The sequence below is a fragment of the Rhizobium sp. 05N430 genome (genome assembly GCF_056396985.1).
The window spans coordinates 38,845-57,057 of record NZ_JBFTMO010000016.1; the positions used below are offsets into that span (position 1 = coordinate 38,845).

At 56.0% G+C, this 18,213-nt stretch carries 14 protein-coding genes; 2 read left to right on the forward strand and 12 right to left on the reverse strand.

Features of this window, described 5'->3' with window-relative positions; translation table 11 throughout:
- Positions 1–30: 30 nt before the first annotated feature.
- Positions 31–873, forward strand: coding sequence for a methyltransferase domain-containing protein (locus AC1DJO_RS24670; RefSeq protein WP_477973329.1), 843 nt, complete (start codon positions 31–33; stop codon positions 871–873).
- 825 nt (positions 874–1,698) lie between these two features.
- On the opposite strand, the gene AC1DJO_RS24675 is transcribed toward AC1DJO_RS24670, so the two are convergent.
- From AC1DJO_RS24675 to AC1DJO_RS24695, 5 genes are all read right to left on the reverse strand, one after another.
- Positions 1,699–2,781 carry an ABC transporter ATP-binding protein gene (locus AC1DJO_RS24675; protein WP_477973331.1) on the reverse strand — a complete coding sequence of 361 codons (1,083 nt, stop codon included), beginning with the start codon at positions 2,779–2,781 and terminating at the stop codon, positions 1,699–1,701.
- 11 nt (positions 2,782–2,792) lie between these two features.
- Entirely contained in the window at positions 2,793–3,638 is an 846-nt protein-coding gene (locus tag AC1DJO_RS24680; protein ID WP_477973468.1) for a carbohydrate ABC transporter permease, read from the reverse strand.
- A gap of 2 nt (positions 3,639–3,640) precedes the next feature.
- Positions 3,641–4,558 carry a carbohydrate ABC transporter permease gene (locus tag AC1DJO_RS24685; RefSeq protein WP_477973470.1) on the reverse strand — a complete coding sequence of 306 codons (918 nt, stop codon included), beginning with the start codon at positions 4,556–4,558 and terminating at the stop codon, positions 3,641–3,643.
- A gap of 59 nt (positions 4,559–4,617) precedes the next feature.
- Complete coding sequence (locus tag AC1DJO_RS24690) at positions 4,618–5,856, reverse strand: ABC transporter substrate-binding protein (protein ID WP_477973333.1); 1,239 nt, start codon at positions 5,854–5,856, stop codon at positions 4,618–4,620.
- 108 nt (positions 5,857–5,964) lie between these two features.
- Entirely contained in the window at positions 5,965–6,660 is a 696-nt protein-coding gene (locus AC1DJO_RS24695) for a GntR family transcriptional regulator (protein ID WP_477973335.1), read from the reverse strand.
- Positions 6,661–6,720: 60 nt separating this feature from the next.
- Here AC1DJO_RS24695 and AC1DJO_RS24700 point away from each other — a divergent pair, with 60 nt between their 5' ends.
- Positions 6,721–7,863: a mandelate racemase/muconate lactonizing enzyme family protein gene (locus AC1DJO_RS24700; protein WP_477973337.1), complete on the forward strand. Its 1,143-nt coding sequence runs from the start codon at positions 6,721–6,723 to the stop codon at positions 7,861–7,863.
- A gap of 358 nt (positions 7,864–8,221) precedes the next feature.
- Here AC1DJO_RS24700 and AC1DJO_RS24705 read toward each other — a convergent pair whose 3' ends face one another.
- The 7 genes from AC1DJO_RS24705 to AC1DJO_RS24735 form a co-directional block, all read right to left on the reverse strand.
- A complete protein-coding gene (locus tag AC1DJO_RS24705; RefSeq protein WP_477973339.1) occupies positions 8,222–8,701 on the reverse strand; it encodes a hypothetical protein in 480 nt (159 codons plus the stop codon).
- 136 nt (positions 8,702–8,837) lie between these two features.
- Positions 8,838–11,960, reverse strand: coding sequence for an efflux RND transporter permease subunit (locus tag AC1DJO_RS24710; protein ID WP_477973341.1), 3,123 nt, complete (start codon positions 11,958–11,960; stop codon positions 8,838–8,840).
- Complete coding sequence (locus tag AC1DJO_RS24715; protein ID WP_477973343.1) at positions 11,957–13,072, reverse strand: efflux RND transporter periplasmic adaptor subunit; 1,116 nt, start codon at positions 13,070–13,072, stop codon at positions 11,957–11,959. Before AC1DJO_RS24715 ends, AC1DJO_RS24710 begins: the two co-directional genes overlap by 4 nt.
- Positions 13,073–13,107: 35 nt before the next feature.
- Positions 13,108–13,545, reverse strand: coding sequence for a winged helix DNA-binding protein (locus tag AC1DJO_RS24720; protein ID WP_477973345.1), 438 nt, complete (start codon positions 13,543–13,545; stop codon positions 13,108–13,110).
- Between the two features lie 66 nt (positions 13,546–13,611).
- Positions 13,612–14,061, reverse strand: coding sequence for a MarR family winged helix-turn-helix transcriptional regulator (locus tag AC1DJO_RS24725; RefSeq protein WP_477973347.1), 450 nt, complete (start codon positions 14,059–14,061; stop codon positions 13,612–13,614).
- Between the two features lie 54 nt (positions 14,062–14,115).
- Complete coding sequence (locus AC1DJO_RS24730) at positions 14,116–16,890, reverse strand: ATP-binding protein (protein WP_477973349.1); 2,775 nt, start codon at positions 16,888–16,890, stop codon at positions 14,116–14,118.
- A complete protein-coding gene (locus AC1DJO_RS24735; RefSeq protein WP_477973351.1) occupies positions 16,887–18,200 on the reverse strand; it encodes a spinster family MFS transporter in 1,314 nt (437 codons plus the stop codon). The genes AC1DJO_RS24730 and AC1DJO_RS24735 overlap by 4 nt, the downstream gene beginning before the upstream one ends.
- Positions 18,201–18,213: the final 13 nt, after the last annotated feature.

The window sequence follows — 18,213 nt, forward strand, 5'->3', positions numbered from 1 at the left end:
ACGGTCGATCAGACCTCTGGAGGAGAGAAGATGGTCGAGAGCGCTAAGGTTGCTGAACATTACGAAGGCAAGGGACTTATTGATCGCGTGAAAGACGCGCTAGCGGCTGCGGGCTTTACAGCTGGCAGAATTGCTCCCGCACAGTTGGCATCACTTGATCAGTTTCATTCACGTGGTCTGGAGGCCACGATCGAGCTTGGCAAGATTCTTGGACCATCGGCCAAGGATCGGGTGCTCGATATCGGATCTGGTCTTGGTGGGCCTTCCCGCTATCTTGCCAGCACTTTCGGGAGCCATGTAACCGGTATCGACCTTAGCGATAGCTTTGTCGAGGCGGCGACTTTCTTGGCTGAAAAGACCGGACTGACGGAACGCGTGAACTACATGCAGGGGAACGCCTTATCGCTCCCGTTTGAGAGTGGCAGCTTCGATATCGCTTGGACCCAACATGTGGCGATGAATATCGCAGACAGAGACCGATTTTATTCTGAAGCATATCGTGTTCTCAAAGCCGGTGGACGCATTGCAATTTACGACGTCCTGCAAGGTGGCGGCGGGCCGCTCATCTACCCCGTGCCTTGGTCAAAAAGCGAAGAGACAAGTTTCCTGCTTACACCGGCGGGAATGAAGAGCCAGTTGGTTGGGGCAGGTTTTGAGATCTCGTCATGGGTCGACCGAACAGATGCTGCACTTGCGTGGTTCGCGCAGCTGCGTAAGTCGCAGGCGTCGATCAAGGGGCCCGGCCCTCTTGGGCTTCACCTTGCTATGGGTCCAGAGTTTAAAACAATGACCGCGAACCTCGCCAGAAATCTTGATGAAGGTCGAGCTGTCCTGGTCGAGACGATCGGGGTCAAACGCAGCGGCAATTCTTGAAGAACGCACTATAGCACAAGGGGCCTGCTACTCACGGGGGCCCGCGTCAGCGGTGCGAACATTGCCTCAGCATGCTTTGCAAACTCTGCGTCCGGGATATTTATCCCTGCCTGGGAGCACTTAGTTCGGCTATTCGAAAGGTTCCGTTCCAAACTAAAATCCTGATATCCCTTGATTCCGTTGGAATGGAGTACGGTAGATGTCGTGATACCGGGAATGCTCTGATCGCTCATGACCGTGCATGCCCGCAACGTCACGAGCCCAGATCGAGAAATCTCACGATCGTTGGTACCGCTGCTGCCAAAAATTGAAGGCTCACGCCGGCGACCATCAGTCAAACCGCAGGCTTGTAATTGCCTCAGCCTCAACTTGAAAAGAGTTCGAAAAAAAATCGCAACACACGTCGGCGCCGGCGTCGTACTCGGCAATCCGGCCACTGCGTCCCCAGTCGAGCATGAGAATGGGCATTTCAGAGGAACGGCTCGGCCACTTTAGCTACCACCCTGATCCCGCGATTGATTTCTGCATCGACGTAGAAGAACGCGAAAGCATGCACCGCAAACGATTCATTGGTTTCGGCAAAGAGTCAGGCTGGAAGGCAGCATCGAGTGAGCGATGGATTTCGTGCAGGCGCCGATCCCAATGCAGTAGTGCGAAGCTAATGCCTCGCTGCATGAATTTGGAGCTTCGTCGTCCAGCGGCAATTCGACAGATCCAGGTTCCTAAGTCTCAAATAAGATAGAACTCTCTCTGGCGTCAGTGGAGAAATCGACGATAGCACCTGACGCATTGTAATATTACAACCTTTTGGTGGAAACGTATCGGTCAATTACCTGTATCGATGCGGTTTTCAGTCAGTGCATCAAAAAGGCTGATGCTCGTCGGATCAGCAATTAGGCCCATCTTCTCCCCTCTTCGCCCGCTAAACCGCGCGGCAGCTCTAACGACAACTGTCTGATCGCCGACCATAGCCGTTACGATCGTATCGGGCCCGGTCGGCTCTACGACGTCGATCGTTGCCGTGATCGAAGCCTCGGTAGCTGGGGCGGCCTTGAGCTCCTCCGGCCTGACACCGAGTACGCAGTTCCGGGAGGATTGCTCTATCGGCATCTTAGGGAACGTGATAGCGACACCCGCACTCTCGAACCGCGGCGTTCCAGCGTCCGAGACCAGTCGGCCCTTGATGAAGTTCATCGCTGGCGATCCAATGAAACCTGCAACGAACATGTTTGCTGGTCGCTCATATATTGTCCGAGGGTCTGCGATTTGCTGAACGTAGCCTCCCTTCATGACAGCAACCTTCGTTGCAAGAGTCATGGCCTCGATTTGGTCGTGTGTGACATAGACGATCGTTGTCCCCAAGCGCTCGTGAAGGCGCTTAATCTCAGTTCGCATCTCGACACGCAATTTGGCATCGAGATTGGACAGGGGTTCATCAAACAAAAACAGATCGGGACTGCGCACAATCGCCCGTCCCATCGCCACCCGTTGCCTTTGGCCTCCGGAGAGGTTTGCAGGCAATCGATCCAGAAGATGCGTTATCTGGAGCATCTCCGCAGCCTTGTGAACTTGCGCCTTTCGCTCAGCTTGCGGGATACCGCGCATCTCCAACCCGAAGCCGATATTCCGTTCGACGGACATCGTCGGGTATAGTGCATAAGACTGAAAAACCATTGCGATGTTTCGGTCCTTTGGCGGCAGCGGCGTTACCGACTTCCCCCCAATGGAAATCTCGCCGGCAGAAGAATCCTCTAAGCCAGCGATGATGTTGAGCAGGGTTGATTTACCGCATCCAGACGGCCCTAGAAGCACCAAAAAGCCGCCGTCTTCGAGATCGACATCTATTCCGTGGAGCACTTTAACTGCGCCGTAGGACTTTTGGATGTGCTTGATCGACAAGTCTGCCATTACCCGTTTCCTTATCCCTTGACTGCACCTGCTGTGAGGCCTTGGACCATTGCTCGCTGAACGATTGCAAACAGGATGACCACTGGCAGGATGCTCAGAATACCCCCGGCCGCCAGAACGCCCCAAGGAAGCTGGAATTCCCCGACCATCAACTGAAGGCCGACCGGCCAGGTTCGCGACCCCTGCCCCGTAGTCAGCATGAGGGCGAAGATGAATTCGTTCCAAGCGGCAATCGCGATGAACACGGAGCTGGCGATTAGACCATTTCTCGTGAGCGGCAGGATGATGCGCACCATAGCGCCAAGCCGCGTCGAGCCGTCGACACGCGCGGCGCTTTCCAGTTCCTTTGGCGCCGCGTCGAAGAAACCTTTTAACATCCAGACGAAGAGCGGCAGCAGAAAGCTTGTGTAGGCTAGCGCCAAACCGAAGCGGCTATCGACAAGGCCGACTGTTCTCATCACCACGAAAAGCGGGATGATAACCATGACGGCCGGGAACATTCGTACGAGCAGATAACCGATCATCAGCTTTTCTCTGCCCTTAAACGACGATCGAGAGAATGCATAGGCAGCCAAAGTCCCGGTGCTCACGCAGATCGCAACGGTAATCGCCGTCACGATCAGACTGTTGGTGATCAGCACGGGAAAATTCGACTGTGTCCAGATTGCACGGTAGTTCCCGAAGGTGATCGAGCGCGGAATGTACTGCATATGGGATGTGACGATGTCTGTTTCGTTCTTCACAGATGTCAAAAGCATCCAGAAGATTGGGCCGAGACAGAAGACCGTCATCGTGACAAGAACTGCATAGGTGAGAATGTCGGCCACCCGTCGGCGGCTCCTGCTCGTTCTGATCATCGTCATCCCTTCGATATCCGTGCCAACCTGATGTAGAGGGTTGCAAATGCCATCAGGATCACGAACATGACTACCGAGAGAGCTCCAGCGTAGCCAAAGTTGAACTCGCGATAGGCCGTCTGGAACGCGTAAAGTGAAAGCACTTGCGTCGCGTTTCCCGGTCCTCCGCCTGTCAGCACTAGAAGCAAGTCTGGCGAATTTACCAGACTGATCACACGTAGAATGATTGCAGCGGTGATAACGGTCTTGAGCATCGGCACGGTGATTAAGCGAAACTGCCTCACTGGGCCTGCGCCATCGACAGCAGCCGCTTTATAGAGATCTTCGGGGATGCCTTTGAGCCCGGCCAGAAACAGCAGGGAGAAAAAAGGAAAGCCGTGCCAGGCTTCAACGAGAATGGTCGCAGCCAGCGCCGTGGCCGGATCAGCAAACCAAGCCTTATAGGCACTCAGAAGCCCGATCCTCACCAATATGTCATTGATGACGCCGAGGCGAGGATCGAGAAGAAGCGCCCACATGTGTCCCGCAACAACATTCGGCAAAAAGTATGGGAGCAGGATGAGAACGCCGAAGATCCTTGTACCTGGTACATTGCGGTTTAGCGCAACGGCGGCGATAAATCCGAGGGTTACTTCAATCGCGATTGCCGCACTCACCCAGACGGCCGTGTTCTTAAGCGATATCCAGAACACCCGATCCGACATCATTGCCACATAATGCTTTGCTCCGACCCAGCCGTTAAGGCCAGGCCGGGTAAGCCTCATCTCCCTGGCGCTGATGATGAAACCGTAAAGCGTGGGGTAGGCAACCACGAGCACGAGCAGGGTCAGGCTCGGGATCAGCAGCAGGTATACCCAAGATCGTGTTTCGGATAGGTCCCCGAGGAAGGTTTTTGGACCACGTGCGTATATAGGCTTCATGATGTCGCGGCGCATGCCGTCCTCCGGGAGCGACGAGAGAGAGACCGTCGCGCCAATGCTTAACGCAGGGCGGCTTCGAGCCCCTCAACCATCTGGTCAACCGCTTGTTCGGGGGTCAGCTGACCAGTCAGTACGGATTGGAAGGTCGGATTGACGACGTTTTCGGACCAGCCCGCGGCACCCGCAAAGCTATTCGGCAACCGCCCGAAATCGAGTGTCTCGGACGCCGCTTGATAGATGGGGTTCGAGGTAATCCGTTGGTCTTGCAGCGCCGCCGTAGACGCCGGGAAATAGCCGGTCGCCTCCAGGAGAGCGACAGCGGCATCCGTCTCACCCCAGAAGCTTATCCAGTCCCAGGCCGCGTCAATGTTGTCGTCCTTCATGATGCCATTTGCCGCGTACGCGACGCGAGCGATATGCGACTTTGGCCCAGCCGGCATCGGAGCGGTAGCAAATTGTTCGCCGGGCTTAAGAGCGGCCGAGATCTCGCTGAGTGACCCGGTGTGATGCCAGACCATCGCAGTTTGGCCCGTCCGGAAGCCCTCCATGATCTGCCTGTAGCTATCATTTGGTGCGCTCGGAGGCACGACCTTCTCCTTCAGGAAAAGGCTCGAATAGAATGTCACTGCCTCGACGGCAGCTGCCTTGTCGATCGCAGGCTGACCATCTTTGACGATTGGTGAGCCAAAAGCTTCCATGACATCGATCACGTATTTGAATGCACCTGCCCCACCGCGCATGCCGAACGCATAGCGGCCCTTGTCGGCATCGGTCAGTTTGCGGCAAACGGAAACGAATTCTTCGAAATTCTTCGGCGGCCCGGAGAGCCCTGCCTCCTCGAAATAATCCTTTCGGTAGTACATCCAGTCGACGAATGCGAAGGCCGGAACAGCGTAGATTAAGCCATCCTGAGACATCCCCGCCCAACGGTTTTCCGGGAGGTTGGCCTTGCCCTTCCAACCGTTCACCCGTTCGGTAATGTCGGTCAAGGCACCCATCGCGATCAAATCGGCAAACCGCTCGGCAATCACCATTCCAGTGTCCGGACGGCCACCGGCCACGACAGCCGATGAAACCTTCGCCATATATTCGGAGTTCGGAATGCTTTCCTGCGTGACCGCAATGTCCGGATGAGCTTTGCCGAACAGCTCAATGATCTTCATGAGTCCGGCCATCTCGGACTGACTAGCGAAGTGATGCCAATAGTTAATCGCGGTAGCGGCACTAGCTGATCGTACGCCGCTTGCAAGCGCGAGGGCTGCTGTCGCGACGAGAAACTCGCGCTTAGTGATCTGCATCTCTCAATCCTCCCAGATATCAGATAAACATTCTGATCGATCAGATCGAGATAGCAGTCTTTCATTGCATGGGCAACTGCCGATTTGGACATGTGCGTGGCGAGCGAGTCAGGTGAGGCCGAGATTGCGGTTGATTGCCGCTTGAAAATGGGCTTGCAACGCCCGCTCCGCGACGTCCGGGTTTCTGGACGAGCAAGCTTCCAGGATATCAAGATGCTCCTTAAGCGTCCGAATGAGTATGGGTGCCGTCATCTTGCGTTCAAGTCTAAGGAGACGCAGATAGTTGTGCATTCGACGATAGGCTGTGTCGATCAGCGGGTTTCGCAGAGCAGCGACAATCTGCCCGTGGAGGTCCAGTTCCAACGCATCCATCTCTGCGAGGTGGTCTGGTGCCAATCCATCACTTTCAAGCTTGCGCAACAGCCTGGCATGGCGGACTTCTAGATTGTTCATGAGGTCTTCGCTGGCCTCTTCTGCAAATACGCGCACCGCCGATCGCTCGACGATCGAACGGAACTGATATGTCGCCCTTGTTAGTTCGAGGCCGGGACGCACGAACTGTATCCCTGAGCGGGGATGGATAGTGAGGATCCCTTCCGCCTCAAGCATTCGCAACGCATCCCGCAGCGGGGCGACCGGCACACCAACGATTTCAGATAGTTCACCTTGGGAGATGAAGGCGCCAACCGGCACCTTTCGATCGAACAGACTTTCAAGGATACGATCGTAAGCCAAGTCACTCAGCCGGGGGGCCGCGACCTCCGAAGCACTCACATTCGTTTTGCGCACTTGCGATTTTCTCATAGCTTCGATAATACCCCTGATAGATCAATTATCATTCTAAAGCGATCAGAGAGCACGATCATGCCCCTTTCCGAATTTCGTATAACGCGATTTCAGTTTGCCCGCGATAGGATAATCGGCGATAGCCAGGTTCGTGCCGATGACGTCAATGTTGCGGCACTCGAACTCGTCGGCGAGAGTGGAAAAATCGGCCTGGGCTTTATGCAGACCCTTTTTCATCCATTGCCCGACCAGTCTGAGATCGAGGCCGTGTTCGCCAACGAGGTCTGGCCTTCAATAGTCAATGAAGAGGCGATTGGCCTAGTCCATCGCGTCAATCGGCCCCGGGGTGGAAATCAGCGAGCATTCTCGCTTCCATTTCATGAGGCATTGCAGGTTGCCCTGTGGGACCTCGCCGCCAAAGAAGCAGGCCTTCCTTTGCACAAACTTCTCGGTAGCCGCCGCAACCGGGTCCGTGCCTATGCAAGCGGCTTGGATTTCCACCTAAGTGACGATGCATTCTGCGCACTATTTGCGCATGCTGCCAGCCTTGGATACGAGGCGTTTAAAATCAAGGTCGGACATCCGGACTTCAAGCGTGATATGCGCCGGCTGGACCTTTTAAAAGAGATTGTCCCCGCCGGCTCCTCAATCATGATCGACCCGAACGAGGCCTGGAGTTCCAAGGAGGCACTAGTCAAACTGACGGCAATCCGTGACGCTGGCCACGCGCTGCTCTGGGTCGAAGATCCTATCCTTCGCCACGACTTTGAAGGCCTCCGAACGTTGCGTCACGCCGTCAACTGGACCCAAATCAACAGTGGTGAGTATCTCGATGCAGCAGGTAAGCGCCTGCTCATGGAAAATTACGGGACGGACCTGTTGAACGTCCACGGCCAAGTAACAGACGTCATGCGGATTGGCTGGCTCGCGGCAGAACTCGGCGTCCCTGTGAGCCTTGGCAATACGTTTCTTGAAGTGGGCGTGCACATGGCGGTGGCACTTCCGGAGGTGGAATGGCTTGAGTATTCGTTCCAGAATTTTGACCACCTGGTCGAGCAGCCGATTGAAATCTCGAACGGCTTCGCCTACGCGCCTGACCGATTTGGCCATGGTCTTGTTCTCAGTGAAACTGCGCGTAACGAGTGGTCTCGTCCGCGTCGCCTCGAACGCAATAATTTGGGCAACGCGCCGATCAATCCGCGACTTCCTCTTCAAACCTAACGGCCAAAGCCCGATAGCGATCCCTAACGGGCCTCGGCCCAGTGTCTCTGACTAAAGCGCGAGATCAAGCGATTGCTTTAGTCACGAAAGCAAAAAGATATAAGTATCTATAGTTTCTGCAGATATCGCCACATCGCACTGATCGTTCGGGACAGACTTCTATTTCACCGCTTTTTCCTCGGCCGCGCTGTCAGATAGGGCGTAAGCCCCCTCCCTAACCGGGTGGCATCTTCATACCGTTCAAGTCCGAGTTCGTCCTCAATCGTGTTAAAGCGCCGAGCAGAAAGGTCGGCTCGGCGCTGTTTTAGCTCTGGGTCATATCGCAGCTTCCGGAGAGAAAAACCGGGGTCTTGATTCGTTAGGCGATCCGCCGCGTGCCCCGAAAGGAAAAATAGCCAACTACCACCGCTGCGATCAGCAAAACCGTCTGCGAGACAAGTACAGCCGGTTCATTGCCAACCGGAGCCAGATCATGCAGCCCCGGGACTTTTTGAAAAGACTGTACGATCAGCACAAGACAGTTGAAATAGAGCAAGGCGAGTGCACCAATCACGAACGTCGCATTCCAAACTCGTGCGGTGCTGGCCTTCCGCCACGCAAAAATCGTGACCGCTAGTATAGCGACGTTCAGCAATCCGATTACGATAGCGGGCGTGACGCCATGAAATGGAAACAAGAAGCCACCGAAAAGTGTAATCGCGGCAGTTATCAAGAACAGCTTGGCCGGACCGTCGGAGGGGCTGCGGTTAATAAAAGCGCGAACTAGGGCGATGCCCGCGGCGATTTCCACCAGACTGACGAGCACGTGAAAGAGTGTGTAGGCGAGAAGTAGGTTCATGGTCAGGTCTCCGTGCAGATAATCGCGAGAGTGTGTGGAGGTGGGTAGGCGATTGGCAATTATACGAAGGTATGGTTTTGACGGCACGGCCCCACCAAGGAGAGAGAGAAGTGGGTCCGTGCCGCCAAGGCTATGTTCAGGCTGCTGCCGAACCGTCGCCGATTTCTTGATCTAGTGCAGGCGCAAGCTCTTCGGACGCTACCTCTACCACGGGGGGACGGACCCGATACCAGATGGCATAGAGCGCCGGCAGGAACAGCAGGATGATCACTGTGCCTACCGCAGTGCCACCAATCAGAGTGTAGGCAAGTGCGCCCCAGAACACGGAGAAGGTCAGCGGTATAAAGGCGAGGACGGCAGCCAGGGCAGTCAAGATGACCGGACGGGCTCGCTGAACAGTCGCTTCAACAACTGCGTGGTAGGTATCCAACCCTTCGTGCATGTTCGTTTTGATCTGCTCCATAAGGATCAGCGTGTTGCGCATCAGGATACCCGACAGACCGATCAAGGCGAGGATGGCGGTGAACCCGAACGGCTGATGGAAGATAATCAGCGTCGGCACAGCACCAAGGAGACCAAGGGGCGCGGTAAGGAGCACCATCGCCATGGCAGAGAATGACCGAACCTGCAGCATGATGACAAGCATGGTCAGTACGATCATGATCGGAAATACTTTGGCCAGCGCTACGTTGGCCTTTAGAGACTCTTCGACGTCGGCACCGACCTCGATCCTGTAGCCAGCCGGCAGCGACTGAATGAGAGGCTGCAGGGATTTGGTTACCTCAGCAGCAACATCCGGAGGCTGAATGCCTTCCTGAACATCACTGCGCACTGTGATCGTGGGAGTGCGGTCGCGACGCTTGAGGATAGGGTCCTCGGTCGTCACTTCCATACGGCCGATCTGATCAAGCGGGATCGTCTTGCCGTCCGGAGATACAAGCGTGAAGTCGCCAAGGCGTGCAGGGTCCAGACGTTCCTCACCGTCACTGCGAGCAACCACGGCAACCGAGCGGATATCCTCGCGAACTGCCGTAACATTCACACCGGTCAGCAAGAACTGCAGCTGCTGCGCAGCCTGAACCGGGGAGAGACCGATCAGCTTCAGACGTTCCTGGTCGAAGACGAACTTCACCGAGGCTACGCGGTCACCCCAATCACGGTTGACGGTGCGGGTATGCGGGTTTGCACGCATAATATCGAGGACGCTGTCGGCGATGTCACGAACCTTGCTCTCGTCGGGACCCATGACGCGATAGGCGACCGGGAACTGCGAGTACGGACCAAAGACGAGCTGGGTTACGCGAACTCGTCCTTCCGGGGCCAGGCCGTCAGCAACCTTCTCGCGCAGGCGGATTTTGAGGATCTCGCGAGCCTTGGCATCAGGCGTGAGGACAACGATCTTGGCGAAGGACGGGTCGGGCAATTCCGGTGCGTATGAGAAGAAGAAGCGTGGAGCGCCCTGGCCGACATACGAGGTAACAATTTTGGCTTCAGGCTGTGCACGAACGTAGTCTTCTACTTTCTTCACCGCGCGTTCGGTTGCTTCGATGCTTGTACCTTCGGGCATCTGCACTTCAAGCAGCAGCTCGGGGCGGTCAGAGGCCGGGAAGAACTGCTTCTTGACGACTGTCATGCCAGCACCTGCGGCCACGAACATTACCAATACCACTGATGCTACGAGGAACTTACGGCGAACGGCCCATTTAACCACGGCACGGAGGCGACGGTAGTTCGGGGTATTATAGATTGCCGTATGACCACCTTCGACCGGCTTGATGTTCGGCAGCAGCTTCACACCAAGATAGGGAGTGAAAGCAACTGCGACGAACCAAGATGCCATCAGAGCAAAGCCCACAATCCAGAAGATATTGCCGGCATATTCGCCAGAGCTGGATTTCGCAAACCCGACCGGCATCAGGCCGATGATGGTGACGAGCGTACCAGAGAGCATCGGCGCAGCGGTGTGGCTCCAGGCGTAGGCAGCGGCATGGATCCGGTCCATCCCCTCTTCCATCTTCACCACCATAATTTCAATGGCGATGATTGCGTCGTCGACAAGCAGACCTAGCGACAGGATAAGAGCTCCCAACGTGATGCGGTCAAACGCTCTGTCGGTACCCATCATGACAAGGAAGACTATGGCAAGCGTGAGAGGGATCGCGGCAGCAACAATGATACCGCTTCTCCAGCCCAGGCTAAGAAGGCTGACGAGCAATACGACGCCAAGTGCCACGAAGAACTTGAGCATGAACTCGTCTACTGCTTCCGAGATGTTCACGGCTTGGTCAGTGACCTTCTGCAGCGTTACACCAAGCGGGAGCGTGGAAGTCAGTTCCGAAGCCTTCTGTTCGAGGGCAGCGCCGAGATTGAGGCCATTCCAGCCATCTTGCATAACCACGCTGAGCATCAGAGCATCTTCACCCTGATGACGGATACGGTACGTCGCAGGATCTTCGTAACCACGGCGAACAACCGCAAGGTCAGACAGCTTCATATTCCGGTTGCCGACGACGATCGGCGTGTCTTTGATCTTCTGGACATCGTCATAGCCACCATCAACACGCAGAAAGACCTGCGGACCGTTGGTGTCGATCGAGCCGGCGGGAGCAACATTGTTCTGCAGCTGTAGGCTCTGGAAGACATCCTGTGGGCTAATGCCTAACCCAGCAAGGCGAGCGTAGGAGAACTCTACGAAGATCTTTTCGGCCTGTTCTCCAAGAATGTTGACCTTCTTGACGCCCGGGACATGAAGCATTTCCTGGCGCAGCGCCTCGGCCTGACGAGCCAGCTCGCGAGCGGGCATTCCTTGAGCCTTCAGCGCATATAGGGCAAAGCTTACATCCGAATATTCGTCATTGATGTACGGTCCCAATACACCGTTCGGCAGCTTGAGTGACTCGTCGCCAACCTTCTTCCGGGCTTGGTAGAACTCTTCGGGAACGCTCGACGGTGGCATGCTGTCGAGGAGACTTACAGTCATGAAGACGGCGCCGGGTCGCGCGATGGTCTCGACGCGGTCGTAGTAGCGGAGTTCCTGGAGCCGCTTTTCGAGGGGTTCAGCTACAAGCTGCTGCATTTCCTTTGCGGTGGCACCAGGCCAGACAGCAGTCACCGTGAACTGCTTGATCGTGAACAGCGGATCTTCTGCTCTACCAAGTTTGAGGAAGGCAAAACCACCGGCGATAGCGATGGCTATGATGAGGAAGAGCGTGATAGCACGCTCCTTGACGGCAAACGCCGAGAGATTAAAGCCGCTCATTTCGATGCAATCCTTTCATCGCCAAGCCGAACCGGCATGCCTTCACTAAGGAGATTGACACCAACGGCGACCACCGTGGTTCCGCGGTCAATGCCTGTGACGATCGCGTTTTCTTCACCTACCTTGAGAACCTTGACTGGTTCAAAGGCGACCTTGTCGCCCGTCACGACCCAGACACCTGTGCCGGCGCCGCGGTCAAACACCGAGCCGATCGGGACGTCGACAGACGACGCGGAGGTCTCATCACCTGGCAGGTCAATCGTAACCTTGATTGTCGATCCCAACGGTACTTCGCCTTCGCTCTTGAGAACGTAGCGAGCTTCGAATGTTCTAGTCGCTGGGTCGGCCGCGCTGGAAAGCTGGCGAAGGCGTGCGTCGATCGGTGAGCCGTCAAGGCCATAAACCGACGCGTAGCCGGTCGATCCGATTGCGGGGCGAACTGTTTCGGGGAGGTTTACGCTCGCCTCACGCTCGCCACCATGAGCAAGCTTAACAACGGCCTGACCGGCTGAAACTACTTGGCCAGGTTCTGCGAGAGTTTCTGTGATGACACCATCGGAATCAGCGACAAGAACTGCGTACGACGCTTCGTTCTTGGCAAAGTCGGCATCGGCAATGGAGGCATCGAGCTGAGCAACATCTGTGTCATATGCCTGCTTTGCCTGGTCGTACAGCTGATGTGAAGCGGCACCGGCTGCGAGCAAACGCGCGAAGCGCTTTTCATCTGCTTCACTTCTGGCAAGCGCCGCTTTAGCCGAGATGACCGCATTATCTTTTGCGCGGAGTGCAAGACCAAGGTCGATGTCATCCAATCGCATCAGTGGCTGGCCCTTTCGAACAGTCTCGCCAACATCGACGAGGCGCTCGATAACCTTGCCACTAACGCGAAAGCCCAGGTTGCTCTCTACCCGTGCCATCACAACACCGGTGAAAGACCGCTTTCCAGCGATGATATCTTTGGCGAGTGCAGTCCGGACGACGGGCGCCTTCATCCGAGGGTCGCCTCCGTCTTCGGCAAGGGCCGGAACAGCGAGGAGGATAGTGGATGCAAGGGCGAGCTTGGATAGCGCTCTGATGGCGCCAAGTCCCCTATTTACAGCAAGATAGTTCATGTGACTTGTCCCTATTTAAGTTGATATCAACGTATTTACGCTATTGCAGTGATTTTTTTCGAGCTTTCGATCTCATTCCGAACCGGCCCGAGTTCTGTTTTCCCAGCCTTTGGCAGCGCCACGTTCGCGGACCGCCACAGGTCTAGTCCCTTCCCTAGTAAATCTTGGCCATCGTCGGTCAGCGCCACAGCGCCCTTTCGGCCGCGCTTCGCAGCAACCTTCTTGATGGCCCTCCGCTGCTCGAGCGGACGAATGATCTCGGCGACTGTCGACCGATCCATTACCAGCGCAAAGCCTATCTCGGACGCGGTAGCGTTGCCTTCAAGACCGACTACGTAGAGCGTCGCCAGTTCCCAGTTCGTGAGGCGCTCCTTTTCGAGGACCTCATCGTGAGATACGGCCTCGGCCGGAGTCACCCGTAGCAGGTTCAGTCCAGTCTCCTCGTCAAATGTGTAGACTCGTTTGAGGGCCATCGCCTCTCTCCTGTAATGTTGACCTCAACCTATTTTCACGTTGAGGTCAACCTATTATGTTGTTTGTTAAGTGTTTGACGCGGTGATCGTTGCCAAAGCACCGAGAACCTCATCTTTGTCCGAGTTGACCGCTGACGCGATCTCCGAATTAATTTGCTGCCACACCGGATATGTCTTCTCCAGGACACTCAATCCCTGCGACGTGATCTCTATGCGGCGCGACCGGGCATCATCTTCATCGACCCTGATAGATATCAATCCTAGTCGCTCAAGCGGCTTGACGTTTGCTGTGATCGTCGTGCGATCGACTACCAGCGAACGCGCCAGCTCGCTCACGCTGAGGCCACCCGGGACGTTAACTGTCATCAGCAGTGCGAACTGCCAATGATTCACGCCCGCCGACCGAAACGCGTCGTCGAACTTCTTTGCGACCGCCCGCCCAGCGCGATGAATGTTCAGGCCGAAGCAGCTGCGGTCAACCATAAGTCTTGCGTGAAAGTCGAGTTCGTTTGTCATTCTTCAAAATTAGGATGATATCAACGTATTGTCAAGCCAATATTTTGAATGGCCTCACCCAATGGCAACGTGAGCCGCTCGTTTGAAATCGCGACCATCAAAGCCGTCGGTTACCTTATCCATCACAGAGGTTAAAAGCGTCAGCCCTTCATCCTTCTTTCCAACACGGATCAGCAGTTCTGCAAGGCTGGTAGCCGACCTCAGCTCCCAGGTTATCATTTCCCCGGCCTTGGACATTTCAACCGCCTCTCGAAAGGCCTTCTCTGCCTCGTCGGCTCTTCCGCCAGCCCGCAAGTCAAGCGCGGCGCGTACCCTGATCAGTTCGGGTCGACACCATTTGGAGGGCGTTGCGAGGGCAGCATCAACAAACGCCGGTTCAACGTAGTCTTCCCCCAGAATTGACATGAACTCGACGAGGGTACCCCATACCTGCCCGCTCATCTCATGGAGGACGGCCTCTCGCTGCGTTCCCACGCGCCGTTCCCTGGGCACCATCAACGCGTCATAGCAGACAGCCCATAACTTCCATGTGCCGATCGAATGCAGTTGAGCCGTTCTCGCTAACAGGTCGAGGAACGGCCGAGCCATATCGGGGCCGCCAAGCGCAAACGAGATAGGGAATCCAGAACCGCATATCATGTGACAGAGGGAAATAGGGTGGTTGAGTGAGGAGATGTCGTCGACACACTCCTTGACTACCGACATCCCAGCCTCCGGCCTACCGCTTAGGAAAAGGTACGCAGCAAGCGTGGACCTGAGGGTGACCATCCGGTGATCAAACTGCGCACCGGTCTTACGGATATCGTGTGCTTCAAACGAGGTGCCAAGAGCGTTTTCGATGTGAACCTTGGCCCGGGACATTAGCCCCTCGAAGAAAGTGCTGTGCGCGAGCGTTCTCTGGACGGCGTGATCAGCCACCCCGCCAGCGGCGATCAGCTCGTCTTCGAGCGCAAGCGCGTCTGGATGACGCCCCCTGATAATGTAAGATGCCGACAGACCAGACAGCGAACGCACCTCGAACGACTTGTCGCCGGCCCTACGAGATGCAGCGACCGCATTTTGAAACGCTTCGCGCACAGCCTCATCCTTGAGGTTGCCTTGAACTTGATAGAGTACGTTACCGAGCGAAGAGAACATCCGAGCATCCATGATTGGATCACGATCACCACGCTTCGCGTTAGCCGAGATTGCCCGCTCAAGTTCGCTCCTGTGCTGATCAACCATACCAAGGGACGTGAATAGCACCGCGGAGTGGGCCGTGAGCTCGATCCCCAACCCCACATGATCCGCAGAAGACAAAGCCCAATCTATTGCCTGCCGAACATCCCATACTCGACGACCGAAGCGCCAAAGCCAGCTGGGGGACAATCCGTTGTCCCATTCCTTTTCAGCCAGCTTTAAAAGTTCGAGGCAGTGCTTGGCATGGGATAAAAAGCAGCCCTCCGCCTCTCCCACCTCCGATAGTTTCAAACGACCGTACTCACGCGTCATGTCTAGCAGGCGGTAACCTGTACCCGCTGGCTCGCGTACCACCGAGAGCATCGATTTGGAGGCCAAACCCCCAAGCAGTTGTTCAGCCTCGACGGTGTCGGCGATGTTCATTACCGAAGCGGCATCGATGACTGAAAAAGGCGCAAGGAACAGTGAGAGGATCCGCACGCCCTTAGCTTCATTTTCGGATAGGAGCTCGTAGCTCCAATCGAGCGTCTGCCGCAGTGTCCGATGACGAGGCAGCGCCGTTCGCCGCCCCTTGCTGAGAAGCGCAAATCGATCACCCAAGCGCTCAGCCACGCCCTCAAGTCCAAACTCCTCGATCCGAGACGCTGCGAACTCAATCGCCAACGGCAGTCCGTCCAGCCTCCGGCAAAGCTCCGCGATCGTCGGCGCGTTCTCATCGGAAATACCGAAGCTGGGATCATTTGCGATCGCCCGCGCGACGAACATTTCTATGGCGGGATAGGAAATGGCGACATTTGCAACAACTTCGATGTCGCTCACTGGACCAGGCAAGGGCTGCAGCCGGCGCACCCATTCTCCCTCCGCATTAAGCGGCTCACGACTAGTCGCAAGCAGATGCACCTCGGGAGCAGTACGCAAAATTCCTTCACTGACCGATGCCGCCGCATCGATAACGTGCTCGCAGCTGTCAAGAACCAGGAGCAAATTCATGCGAGACAGCTCGTACTGGATGTCGGACATCGGGTTATCGGCGTAGGCGCCCGCCCCTAAAGCTGACATTATCGCTGCAGGCACCTGCTCGCTGCTGCTTGTGGCTGATAAATCGACGTAGAGCACGCCATCGCGGTACCTCTCCTGCACCGCATTTGCCACGGACAAGGCAACGGTCGTCTTCCCCACGCCACCCGGGCCAACAATTGTAATAAACCGGCTTGCGGGAAGCTCGTCAGATATGAGTTCACAGAACGAGTCACGACCGAACACCTTGGCAACTGGTGCGGGCAGAGCTTGTTTTTTCACAGGGATCAACGGAGGAGTATCGACGGCAACATCATGCCTTTCGAAGTCGCCTACGAAGCTATATCCTTTTCCGGAAACGTTCACGATGCATCTGGCATGCGACTGGCTCTCGCCGAGCGCTTTTCTCAGCCCCGACATGTGCACGCGGACCGAGCCTTCATCGACCGCCGTTGGGCCCCATACGAGGCGCATCAAATCTTCATTTGACAGGAAATCTCCAGGCTGGGCTATCAGGGCCGTCAAAAGGTCGAGAGCACGTCCGCTAATTTTCACCGCTTTGCCGTCACGCTCTAATAGCCGCTTAGACGGATTTAGCGTGAAAGGGCCGAAGGTGAAGTAGTGCCTGCTCATCGATGCTCCGTATAAGAGCGCTTATGCCCCGCCCTTGGAATGTCGGCGTTGACGGTTCGCGCTGCCGCCCAATAATGGATCGAAGACCACACACATAGCGGCGTGATGCAGGTTAGAGCGATGTCGAGCGATTGGTCGACACCATAACGGGTGAGGATGTCGCTTATGGCGCCGACCACCAACGGGCCAAGGCTCAGTCCGATGACATTTCCGGAGAACACCAATGCAGCGGCAGCCATTGCACGCACTTGGGGCGCTGCGAGCGACTGGATCGTTGAAAACGTGGGCCCAAGGTAAAAGCCTAGAAGCCCGGCAGGCAACACGAGCAGAGTTACCATCACTGCAGGTGACACCACCTGGAACACGGCGACCCACGCTAGGCCCGAAAGGAAAAGTACAGCTGCAAGAATTTTGAGGCGGCGGCATGGGTCACCACCTGAGATCTTGTCCGAGAGTATGCCTCCCAGCAACGTCCCACATCCACCGACCAAGCCAAGGACAATCGCGAGCGTGGTGCCGACTTCAGTAACCGACATTCCATGGCGGACCAACATAGACGGGAGCCAACCCAAGATCGCGTTCGAAAACGTCGAAAAGAGCGTCGCTCCAATGAATACATGCCTTGCTGCCGGGGTCTTGAACGCGATTTGTAGCGCGGCAACCACCGATCGAGGAGCGGGATCCGCTCTTTGATCACTGCGTTGAGGCTCCGAAATCATCAACATCCCTAGAAGTGAGACGCAAACCCCGAAGACACCGATCATCACGAAAGCTGTACGCCACCCCCAATGGCCTCCAATCCATGCAAGCACCAAGAACCCGGCCAGCACGCCGATGTGAGGCCCAAGGGAAAAAGTCGCCATCGCGATACTCCGCTCATGCGGCCGATAGAGATCCGCGATGATCGAATGTGACGGTGGATTGGTGCCACTTTCCCCTGCCGCAACTCCGATCCGCGCTAGGGCGAGTTGCCAGAATCCGCCGGCAAAAGCTGAGACCGCAGTCATTGCACTAAAGAACATAAGAGCCCAGTTGATGATCGGAACTCGCACACCGCGGTCTGCGATCCTGGCGATCGGGAAACCACCCGTCCCGTAAATCAGCGCGAAGCCTATCCCGTAAAGAAGTCCGACCATGGAGTCGGTGAGCTCGAACTCTGCCTTGATGGGCTGAGCGAATAAAGATAGGACTTGCCGGTCCAAGAAGTTGATCGAAAACACGGCGGTGAGCCAAAGTAGAACAAACCGGCGACTGGTTTTAACTCGCCGCATCAAGTCGCGGGAGCTGGCAAGATCACTCTCATGCGTCATGACCGAACTCCCA

What these genes read in the sequence shown, in the direction of transcription:
- AC1DJO_RS24670 (WP_477973329.1), top strand. Translation starts at nt 31, where the DNA reads ATGGTCGAGAGCGCTAAGGTTGCTGAACATTACGAAGGCAAGGGACTT.
- AC1DJO_RS24675 (WP_477973331.1), bottom strand. Translation starts at nt 2,781, where the DNA reads ATGGCAGACTTGTCGATCAAGCACATCCAAAAGTCCTACGGCGCAGTT.
- AC1DJO_RS24680 (WP_477973468.1), bottom strand. Translation starts at nt 3,638, where the DNA reads ATGATCAGAACGAGCAGGAGCCGCCGACGGGTGGCCGACATTCTCACC.
- AC1DJO_RS24685 (WP_477973470.1), bottom strand. Translation starts at nt 4,558, where the DNA reads ATGAAGCCTATATACGCACGTGGTCCAAAAACCTTCCTCGGGGACCTA.
- AC1DJO_RS24690 (WP_477973333.1), bottom strand. Translation starts at nt 5,856, where the DNA reads ATGCAGATCACTAAGCGCGAGTTTCTCGTCGCGACAGCAGCCCTCGCG.
- AC1DJO_RS24695 (WP_477973335.1), bottom strand. Translation starts at nt 6,660, where the DNA reads ATGAGAAAATCGCAAGTGCGCAAAACGAATGTGAGTGCTTCGGAGGTC.
- AC1DJO_RS24700 (WP_477973337.1), top strand. Translation starts at nt 6,721, where the DNA reads ATGCCCCTTTCCGAATTTCGTATAACGCGATTTCAGTTTGCCCGCGAT.
- AC1DJO_RS24705 (WP_477973339.1), bottom strand. Translation starts at nt 8,701, where the DNA reads ATGAACCTACTTCTCGCCTACACACTCTTTCACGTGCTCGTCAGTCTG.
- AC1DJO_RS24710 (WP_477973341.1), bottom strand. Translation starts at nt 11,960, where the DNA reads ATGAGCGGCTTTAATCTCTCGGCGTTTGCCGTCAAGGAGCGTGCTATC.
- AC1DJO_RS24715 (WP_477973343.1), bottom strand. Translation starts at nt 13,072, where the DNA reads ATGAACTATCTTGCTGTAAATAGGGGACTTGGCGCCATCAGAGCGCTA.
- AC1DJO_RS24720 (WP_477973345.1), bottom strand. Translation starts at nt 13,545, where the DNA reads ATGGCCCTCAAACGAGTCTACACATTTGACGAGGAGACTGGACTGAAC.
- AC1DJO_RS24725 (WP_477973347.1), bottom strand. Translation starts at nt 14,061, where the DNA reads ATGACAAACGAACTCGACTTTCACGCAAGACTTATGGTTGACCGCAGC.
- AC1DJO_RS24730 (WP_477973349.1), bottom strand. Translation starts at nt 16,890, where the DNA reads ATGAGCAGGCACTACTTCACCTTCGGCCCTTTCACGCTAAATCCGTCT.
- AC1DJO_RS24735 (WP_477973351.1), bottom strand. Translation starts at nt 18,200, where the DNA reads ATGACGCATGAGAGTGATCTTGCCAGCTCCCGCGACTTGATGCGGCGA.